The organism is Inquilinus sp. YAF38, from assembly GCF_052113205.1.
In the GTDB taxonomy this organism is placed as follows: domain Bacteria; phylum Pseudomonadota; class Alphaproteobacteria; order DSM-16000; family Inquilinaceae; genus Inquilinus.
In genome coordinates this window covers 23,088-30,677 of the sequence record NZ_JBFRCU010000086.1, presented here as the reverse complement: position 1 = coordinate 30,677, position 7,590 = coordinate 23,088, and the positions used below count along the sequence as shown (strand labels likewise).

Here is a 7,590-nt window from a genome sequence, read left to right as displayed (position 1 = left end):
CCCCCTCCCCTCGCGGGAGGGGGTTGGGGGAGGGGGTTCGCGCCGAAGCTCCGCGGTCGCATCATGACCCTCGTCCGCCCCGACCCCACAGCGAGGCAAAGAGACGCCTCCGACCCCAGGCGGTCGGTCTGGGTCGGCGCCTCGGCCGGCACCGGCAAGACCAAGGTGCTGACCGACCGGGTGCTGCGGCTGATGCTGGCCGGCACGCCGCCCGACCGCATCCTGTGCATCACCTTCACCCGCGCCGCCGCGGCCGAGATGGCGAACCGCATCGCCGCCACCCTGGCGCGCTGGGCGACGATGCCGGACGACCGCCTGCAACTGGAGCTGGCCGACCTGATGGGCGCGCCGCCCGCCACCGCGGTGCAGACCGAGGCGCGGCGGCTGTTCGCCCGGGTGCTGGACGTGCCCGGCGGGATGCGGATCCAGACCGTGCACAGCTTCTGCCAGTCGCTGCTGCGCCGCTTCCCGGTCGAGGCCGGGCTGCCGCCGCAATTCGAGCTGATCGACGACCGCAGCGCCGCCGAGATGCTGGAGCGGGTGCGCCGCCAAGTGCTGGAGGATCCGGAGCTCGGCTGGGCGGTCGACCGGGTGGCGGCCGCGGTCGGCGCCGACGAGTTCAGCGAGATCGTGCGCGCCATGGTGGCCGAGCGCGGCCAGCTGACCCGCCTGCTGGACGAGCATGGCGGGCTGGAATCCCTGGTGGCCGGGATCCGCCGCGCGCTGGACCTGCCCGAGGGGGCCACCGCCGACAGCCTGCTGCGGGAGGCCTGCGATGATTCGGCCCTCGATTGCGCTGCCGTGCGCACCGCAGCCTATGCCCTGCTGGACAGCGACAAGAAGAGCGACCAGGACCGGGGCACCGCCATCGCCAACTGGCTGGAGGACCCGGAGGGCCGGCCCGGCCGCTGGGGCGAGTATCTGCGCGGCTTCCTGACCAAGGAGGGCACGGTCTACAAGACGCTCGCGACCAGATCCGTGGCCGCGGTCGCCGGCGTGCTGGCGGCGCTGCAGGCGGAAGCGGAGCGCATCCTGGCGCTGACCGAGCGGCTGCGCGCCGCCGAGACCGCCGACGCCACCGCGGCGCTGCTGGCCCTGGGCACGGCGCTGATCGAGCGCTACCGGGCCGAGAAGGCGCGGCGCGCCCTGCTGGACTATGACGACCTGATCCTGCAGGCGGGCGACCTGCTGGAACGGCCGGGCAAGTCGGCCTGGGTGCTGTTCAAGCTGGATGGCGGCATCGACCACGTTCTGATCGACGAGGCCCAGGACACCAGCCCGGAGCAGTGGCGCGTGGTCGAGGCCCTGACGGACGAGTTCTTCGCCGGCCTCGGTGCCCGCAGCGATGTCGACCGCACCGTCTTCGTGGTCGGCGACCAGAAGCAGTCGATCTTCAGCTTCCAGGGCGCCGACCCCGCCGAGTTCACCCGGGTGCACGGCCTGTTCGACCGCCGCAGCCGCGAGGCCGAACGCCCGTTCCACACCATCCCGCTGGAGACCTCGTTCCGCTCGGTCTCCGCCGTGCTGGAGCTGGTCGACGCCGTGTTCGCCCGCGACCCGGCGCTGGACGGGGTGGCGCCGGAGCCGCCGCACCATTTCGTGTCGGAGCGCCGGCGGCTGCATGGCGGGCTGGTCGAGCTGTGGCCGCTGCTGGGCCCGAGCGAGAGCGACGAGCCGCCGGCCTGGGAGCCGCCGACCGAGCAGCGCGGCATCAGCGACCCCGGCGCGCGGCTGGCCCGGCTGATCGCAACGCGGATCGCCGGCTGGCTGCGCGACGGCGCGATTCTGGAATCGAAGGGCCGGCCGATCCGACCCGGCGACGTGCTGATCCTGGTGCGCACCCGCAACCGCTTCTTCGTCGAGCTGATGCGCGCCCTGAAGGCGGCCGATGTCCCGGTCGGCGGCATGGACCGCATGGTGCTGACCGAGCAGTTGGCGGTGATGGACCTGATGGCACTGGCCCGCTTCCTGCTGCTGCCGGAGGACGACCTGTCGCTGGCTGAGCTGCTGAAGGGCCCGCTGGTCGGCTTCGACGACGACCGGCTGTTCGCCCTGGCCCATGGCCGGCCCGGCACGCTGTGGGCGGCGATGGCGGCGTCGGCCGACCCGATGGTGAGGGCAGCACGGAACTGGCTGGCCGAGATCCTGAACCGGGTCGACTTCCAGGCGCCGTTCGAGCTGCTCTCCGGCGTGCTGGCCCAGCCCTGCCCGGGCGATGCCATCTCCGGCCGCCGCGCCATGCTGGGCCGGCTGGGGCCGGAGGCCGAGGACCCGCTGGACGAGCTGCTGTCGCTGGCCCTGGGCTTCGAGCGGCAGCTGCCGCCGTCGCTGCAGCGCTTCCTGCACTGGCTGGAGACCGGCGAGACCGAGGTCAAACGCGAGCAGGAGCAGGGCGACGGCCAGGTTCGGATCATGACGGTGCACGGGTCGAAGGGCCTGCAGGCGCCGATCGTGATCCTGCCCGACCTGATCGGCATGCCGCGCGGCGGCGCCCGGGCCGGGGAGAAGATCCTGTGGCCGGACGAGATCCTGCCGGTGCCACTATGGGCGCCGCGTGCCGCGAGCCGTCCGCCGGTCTATCGCGAGGCGATGGAGCGCGCCGACCGCCGCCGCGACCAGGAGTATCGACGCCTGCTGTATGTCGCCCTGACCCGGGCCGAGGACCGGCTGTATCTGTGCGGCCACTACGCCACCGAGCGCGGCAAGCCGGCCGATGGCTGCTGGTACCATCTGGTCCGTGACGGGCTGGCGACCCTGGCCGATGCGGCAACGGTGGCGATCGACGGCGTCGAGGGCCCAGGAGTCGAAGGAGGGGGCCTGCGCCTGCACCGGCCCCAGGCCGACCGCCCCGCCGGGCCCGAAGCCGTCACGCCGACGGCCGGGACCGAGATGCCGGCGCCGGACTGGCTGCACCGCCCGCCGCCGCCCGAGCCCGACCCGACCCGGCCGCTGACCCCGTCGCGGCCGGAGGCCGAGCCGCCGGCCCGGTCGCCGCTGGACGGCAGCGACCAGGGCCGGTTCCGCCGCGGCGCCCTGATCCACGCTCTGCTGCAGGCGCTGCCCGACCTGCCGCCCGAGTCGCGCGAGGCCGCGGCGCGGCGCTACCTGGCCCGGCCGCAGCATGGCCGCGACGAGGCCGAGCAGGCGGAGATCGTCGCCACCACCCTGGCGGTGCTGGACCAGCCCGGCTTCGAGGCGCTGTTCGGCCCCGGCAGCAGGGCCGAGGTGCCGGTGGTCGGCCTGGTCGAGGGCCGTGCCCTGTCCGGTCAGATCGACCGGCTGGTGGTGACGCCCGATTCGGTGCTGGTGGTCGACTACAAGACCAACCGGCCGCCGCCGGCCAGCATCGAGACGGTGCCGCGCGCCTATCTGGTGCAGATGGCCGCCTACCGCGCCGCGCTGCGCCTGGTTTATCCAAGCCGGACAGTGCGCTGCGCGCTGTTGTGGACCGAGGGTCCGAGGCTGATGGAGCTCCCGCCCGGGACGCTGGACCGGCATGCCCCTGGCGCATCGGCTTGACCTTGTTCCGTTCTCGTCCCTACCCTATCTCCACGTGGTGAGGTGGCGTCCCGCCCCTAAGGCAAGGAACTTCCATGAGCACGAAGCCCGTCTCGGATACCAGCTTCGAAACCGACGTCCTGAAGGCCCCGGGTCCCGTTCTGGTGGATTTCTGGGCGGAATGGTGCGGCCCCTGCAAGATGATCGGCCCCTCGCTGGAGGAGATCTCCGCCGAGCTGGGCGGCAAGGTCAGCGTGGTCAAGCTGAACATCGACGAGAACCCGATGACGCCGCCGAAATACGGCGTCCGTGGCATCCCGACCCTGATGCTGTTCAAGGACGGCCAGGTCGCCGCCACCAAGATCGGCGCCGTGCCGAAGAAGAGCCTGCAGGACTGGGTCGAGAGCAACCTCTGATCCTCCCACCACCGTCCTGAATTCGAATAGCCCCGCCTTCCGGCGGGGCTATTTCGTTGGGGGGCCGCGCAGGCCCGCGCCTAAGCCGAGTCCCGGTTCGTCACTGCCCCGGCGCCCCGTAATTCTGCTCGAACCACTGCTGCTGCTCCTGCTGCGCGCGTTCCTGCTGCTGCCGCATCATCTCCTGCTGATAGGCCTGCTGCTGCGAATCGTCGGAACCACCCGCCTCCGGCCCGGCACCCTGGCCGTTGTAGTAGGCGTGAAGCTGGCTCTGCGGCACATAGACGGGCACGGAGTCCGGATCGTCCGGATTCGGATAGATCTGGTAGACCGGCTCGTTCGACGCCTGCGGCTGCCCATAGCCACCGCCGTCCTGGCAGGCGGCGAGGCCGGCGCACAGCATCAGAACGACCGGGTGAATCCGAAAGAGACGCATTCCTGATTCCGCTCATCGTGATGGAGCCGCGGCGAGGCCGGCCCCAGGAGCCCAAGCTTCGCACGCACCCTGTGGCGAACGAAAGGCAGGCGCCGCCCTACTCCACCTTCTCGCCCGGATAGGCGCCCCAGAACGAGGCCCGGCGCATCCAGCCGCGATAGCCCTTGAGGTCGACATAGCACCAGTCGGCCTGCGCCCCGTCGCCCGGGCAGCGCAGCAGCGAGCCGATCACGCCGGGCTCCGCCTTCGCCATCAGGCCGGAGCCCTCGCTCGGCTCGTTGTAGATCGGCTGGTCCTCCTTGCCGGTGACCACCAGGCTGCGCCGGCGGGTCAGCAGGGCCTGGTGGACCCAGCCCTCGATCCCCTCCCAGTCGCGCACCCGGCGCCAGGTGTCGAACTCCGCGATCACCTCGACCGGCAGGCCCTTCTTGCTGACCACCCATTCGACCGGATAGCGCTCGCCCGGCCCGGTGCGGAGGTTCACCTCGTCCGACCGCAGCGAGACGAATCGCGGCACCGGCTGGCCGCTGCCGGCGGCATGAGCGGCGAACGGCACGGCTGCGCTGAGGACGAAGAGGAGAGCGGCGATGGATCGGCGCATGGATCCCTGGGCGGCGGCGGTCGATGCCGACACAAGAATCCCCGTCGCCCCCGCCGTCAAGTGCGTCCGTAGCGGCGCATGATCCCGGGCAGCCGCTCGATCGGCAAGGCGTGGCTGACCCGGCCCTGGCGGCCCGTCGTGGTCTCGGCGGCGCAGAGCGAGTTCCAGATCGCCTCCTCCGTCGCCTCGACCACCGCCGCCATCAGCGGCTGCAGCGCGAAATCCGGCAGCATGCGCAGATTCTCGTATGGCATCGTGCGGCTGGTGTCGGTGGCCTGGCCGAGATCGTTCCCGGTGGAAAAGGCGATGAAGACGTCGCCGCTGCCCGGCCAGCCCAGGCCGCCGCAGCGGGCCAGGCCCAGCCCGGCCCGCTGGGCCAGTCGTTTGAGCTGGTGCGGGAACAGCGGCGCGTCGGTGGCGACCACGACCAGGATCGAGCCTTCGACCCGGCGCTGGGCGAAGCAGCTGGGCACGTCGGTGACCGTGATCTCGCACCCGACCGGCACGCCGTCGAGCAGCAGCCGGTCGCGGTCGCCGTAATTGGTCTGCACCAGGATGCCGACGGTCCAGCTGTCGCCGCCCTGGGCGACGATGCGGGAGGCGGTGCCGGTGCCGGCCTTGAACTCATGCGCGTTGGTGCCGGTGCCGCCGCCGGCGCAGCCTTCCGCCACCGGATCGGCGGTGGCGCGGCGCAGCGCCTCCAGCGCGTGGTGCGGCCGGACCACGAAATGCTCGCTCTCGGACAGCCAGCCGTCATAGGTCTCGGACACCACCGGCATCTTGAAGTCGGCGCCGGTGGCCAGCGTCACCTCGGCGTCGACCATGCCCTCGTGCACCGCACCGATCGAGAAGGTGCCGGTCAGGGACAGCGGGCCGCACAGCAGGCCGAACTCGTTGATCCAGGTCAGGCCGGTGACCTCGCTGTTGCCGTTCAGCACGTGGCCGGCGGCGAACAGGTTGCGGCGCCAGATCTCGCCGTCCTGCGGCACGATCGCGGTGATGCCGGTGCGGATGATGTGCGGCGCCTCCTCGACCAGGGTGACCTGGCCGACCAGCACGCCGGGGACGTCGGTGATGCCGTTCTTCGGGCCGGGCGGCAGCGTGCCGATCGACAGCCCCAGATCCCGCAGCCTCGCGCGCGCCATCCCACCCTCGCCGTATCGCCGGAGCTTAGTCCCCCGCGTCCTGGGTAACAGGCCGGGCGGGTGCGATCTACGCCCCGATTGGGGTGTATGGGACAAAGAAAAGGGCCGACCCGATGGCCGGCCCGAGTTGAACAGGGAGGTTCATGCACGATGCGGACGTGCACCCCTAGAACCCCTTGCCAGGGGGGAGGTTCCCACCCCCTTGAAAAATTTTGCCCGCCATGTATGCGCCGTTGGAATTTGCCTATCTTGTAAGCGCAACGGACCCGGCCTCACCCCAGCGCGGCGTCGAACAGCGCCTCGTAATCGGCCCGCGAGACCGGCCGGGCGTTGCTGGCGGTGGAGTGGTCAGCCACCGCGCCGGCGACCGCGCGGTCGCGATGCGCCTCGGTCACGCCCATCTGGCGCAGGCTCTTCGGCAGGCCGATCCGGGCATTGAGATCCTCGATCGCGGCGGCGAGATCGGCCTCCTCCGCCAGCCCCATGGCGCGGGCCAGCAGCGGATATTTCGCCGCCGCCGCCGGGGCGTTGAAGCGCAGCACCGCCGGCAGGATCACGGCGTTCAGCGTGCCGTGATGCAGCACCGGGTCGGGGATGGCACCGAGTGCATGCGACAGGCCGTGCACCGCGCCCAGGCCTTTCTGAAAGGTCAGGCCGCCCTGCAGCGCCGCCATCATCATCTCGGCTCTCGCCTCGCGGTCGCCCCCATCGGCCACCGCCCGCGGCAGGAAGCGCATGGCCCGGCCGGCGCCGTCCAGCGCGATGGCGTCGGCCGGCGGGTTGTAGCGCGGCGACAGGAAGGTCTCGATGCAATGGGTCAGCGCATCCATGCCGGTCGCGGCGGTCAACAGCGGCGGCAGGCCGAGCGTCAGCTCGGGGTCGCAGATGGCGCGGGCCGGAATCAGGTGCCCGCTGATCAGCGCCAGCTTGCGGCCGTCGCGCAGGGTGATCAGGGCGCCGCGTCCGACCTCGCTGCCGGTGCCGGCGGTGGTCGGCACCGCGATCAGCGGCACCACCGGGCCGATGCGGCCGGCGCCGCCCTCAATCAGCGCATATTCGGCCAGCTGCCCGGCGTGGGTGGCGCGCAGGGCCACCGCCTTGGCCAGGTCCATGGCCGAGCCGCCCCCGAGCGCCACCAGCCCATCGCAGGCGCCGTGCCGTAAGGCGTCGAAGGACGCGTCGACCGCCGCCTCGGTCGGGTTGCCCGGGGTCTCGGTGAACAGCGCGTGCTCCGCCGGCAGCATCCGGCGCACCCGATCGAGCAGCGGCAGCCGGGCGATGCCCGGATCGGTGACCAGCAGCGGTTTGCGGATGCCGAGCTCGGCCAGCTCCTGCGGCAGCAGCTCGACCGCGCCCGCGCCGAAGCGGGTGGTGGTCAGATAGGTGATGGTGTCGGCCATCGGTGCGGTCCTCGGTCTTGGCGTTCTGGGGAGTCAACGGAAACCCTAGAGGATGCCGGCCGGCATCGGAAGCTTCGCCCTGACGGCGCAAAGG

6 protein-coding genes are annotated in these 7,590 nt (G+C 71.8%); 2 read left to right on the top strand and 4 right to left on the bottom strand.

The window, feature by feature from the left end:
* Positions 1-63: 63 nt before the first annotated feature.
* Entirely contained in the window at positions 64-3,519 is a 3,456-nt protein-coding gene (addA, locus tag AB4Z01_RS28745) for a double-strand break repair helicase AddA (RefSeq protein ID WP_441699493.1), read from the top strand.
* 74 nt (positions 3,520-3,593) lie between these two features.
* Entirely contained in the window at positions 3,594-3,914 is a 321-nt protein-coding gene (gene trxA, locus AB4Z01_RS28740; protein WP_380310828.1) for a thioredoxin TrxA, read from the top strand.
* 100 nt (positions 3,915-4,014) lie between these two features.
* Here trxA and AB4Z01_RS28735 read toward each other — a convergent pair whose 3' ends face one another.
* The 4 genes from AB4Z01_RS28735 to AB4Z01_RS28720 form a co-directional block, all read right to left on the bottom strand.
* Entirely contained in the window at positions 4,015-4,350 is a 336-nt protein-coding gene (locus tag AB4Z01_RS28735) for a hypothetical protein (protein WP_441699491.1), read from the bottom strand.
* 97 nt (positions 4,351-4,447) lie between these two features.
* The gene (locus AB4Z01_RS28730) at positions 4,448-4,951 is read right to left on the bottom strand and encodes an SH3 domain-containing protein (RefSeq protein ID WP_441699490.1); all 504 of its coding nucleotides are present in this window, start codon (positions 4,949-4,951) and stop codon (positions 4,448-4,450) included.
* A gap of 56 nt (positions 4,952-5,007) precedes the next feature.
* Positions 5,008-6,096, bottom strand: a complete 1,089-nt coding sequence (locus AB4Z01_RS28725; protein WP_441699488.1) for a DmpA family aminopeptidase — start codon at positions 6,094-6,096, stop codon at positions 5,008-5,010.
* Between the two features lie 272 nt (positions 6,097-6,368).
* On the bottom strand, positions 6,369-7,496 hold the full coding sequence (locus tag AB4Z01_RS28720) for an iron-containing alcohol dehydrogenase (protein ID WP_441699487.1): 1,128 nt from the start codon (positions 7,494-7,496) through the stop codon (positions 6,369-6,371).
* Positions 7,497-7,590: the final 94 nt, after the last annotated feature.

Coding starts and splice junctions, on each gene's coding strand:
- addA (WP_441699493.1), top strand. CDS start 64: ATGACCCTCGTCCGCCCCGACCCCACAGCGAGGCAAAGAGACGCCTCC.
- trxA (WP_380310828.1), top strand. CDS start 3,594: ATGAGCACGAAGCCCGTCTCGGATACCAGCTTCGAAACCGACGTCCTG.
- AB4Z01_RS28735 (WP_441699491.1), bottom strand. CDS start 4,350: ATGCGTCTCTTTCGGATTCACCCGGTCGTTCTGATGCTGTGCGCCGGC.
- AB4Z01_RS28730 (WP_441699490.1), bottom strand. CDS start 4,951: ATGCGCCGATCCATCGCCGCTCTCCTCTTCGTCCTCAGCGCAGCCGTG.
- AB4Z01_RS28725 (WP_441699488.1), bottom strand. CDS start 6,096: ATGGCGCGCGCGAGGCTGCGGGATCTGGGGCTGTCGATCGGCACGCTG.
- AB4Z01_RS28720 (WP_441699487.1), bottom strand. CDS start 7,496: ATGGCCGACACCATCACCTATCTGACCACCACCCGCTTCGGCGCGGGC.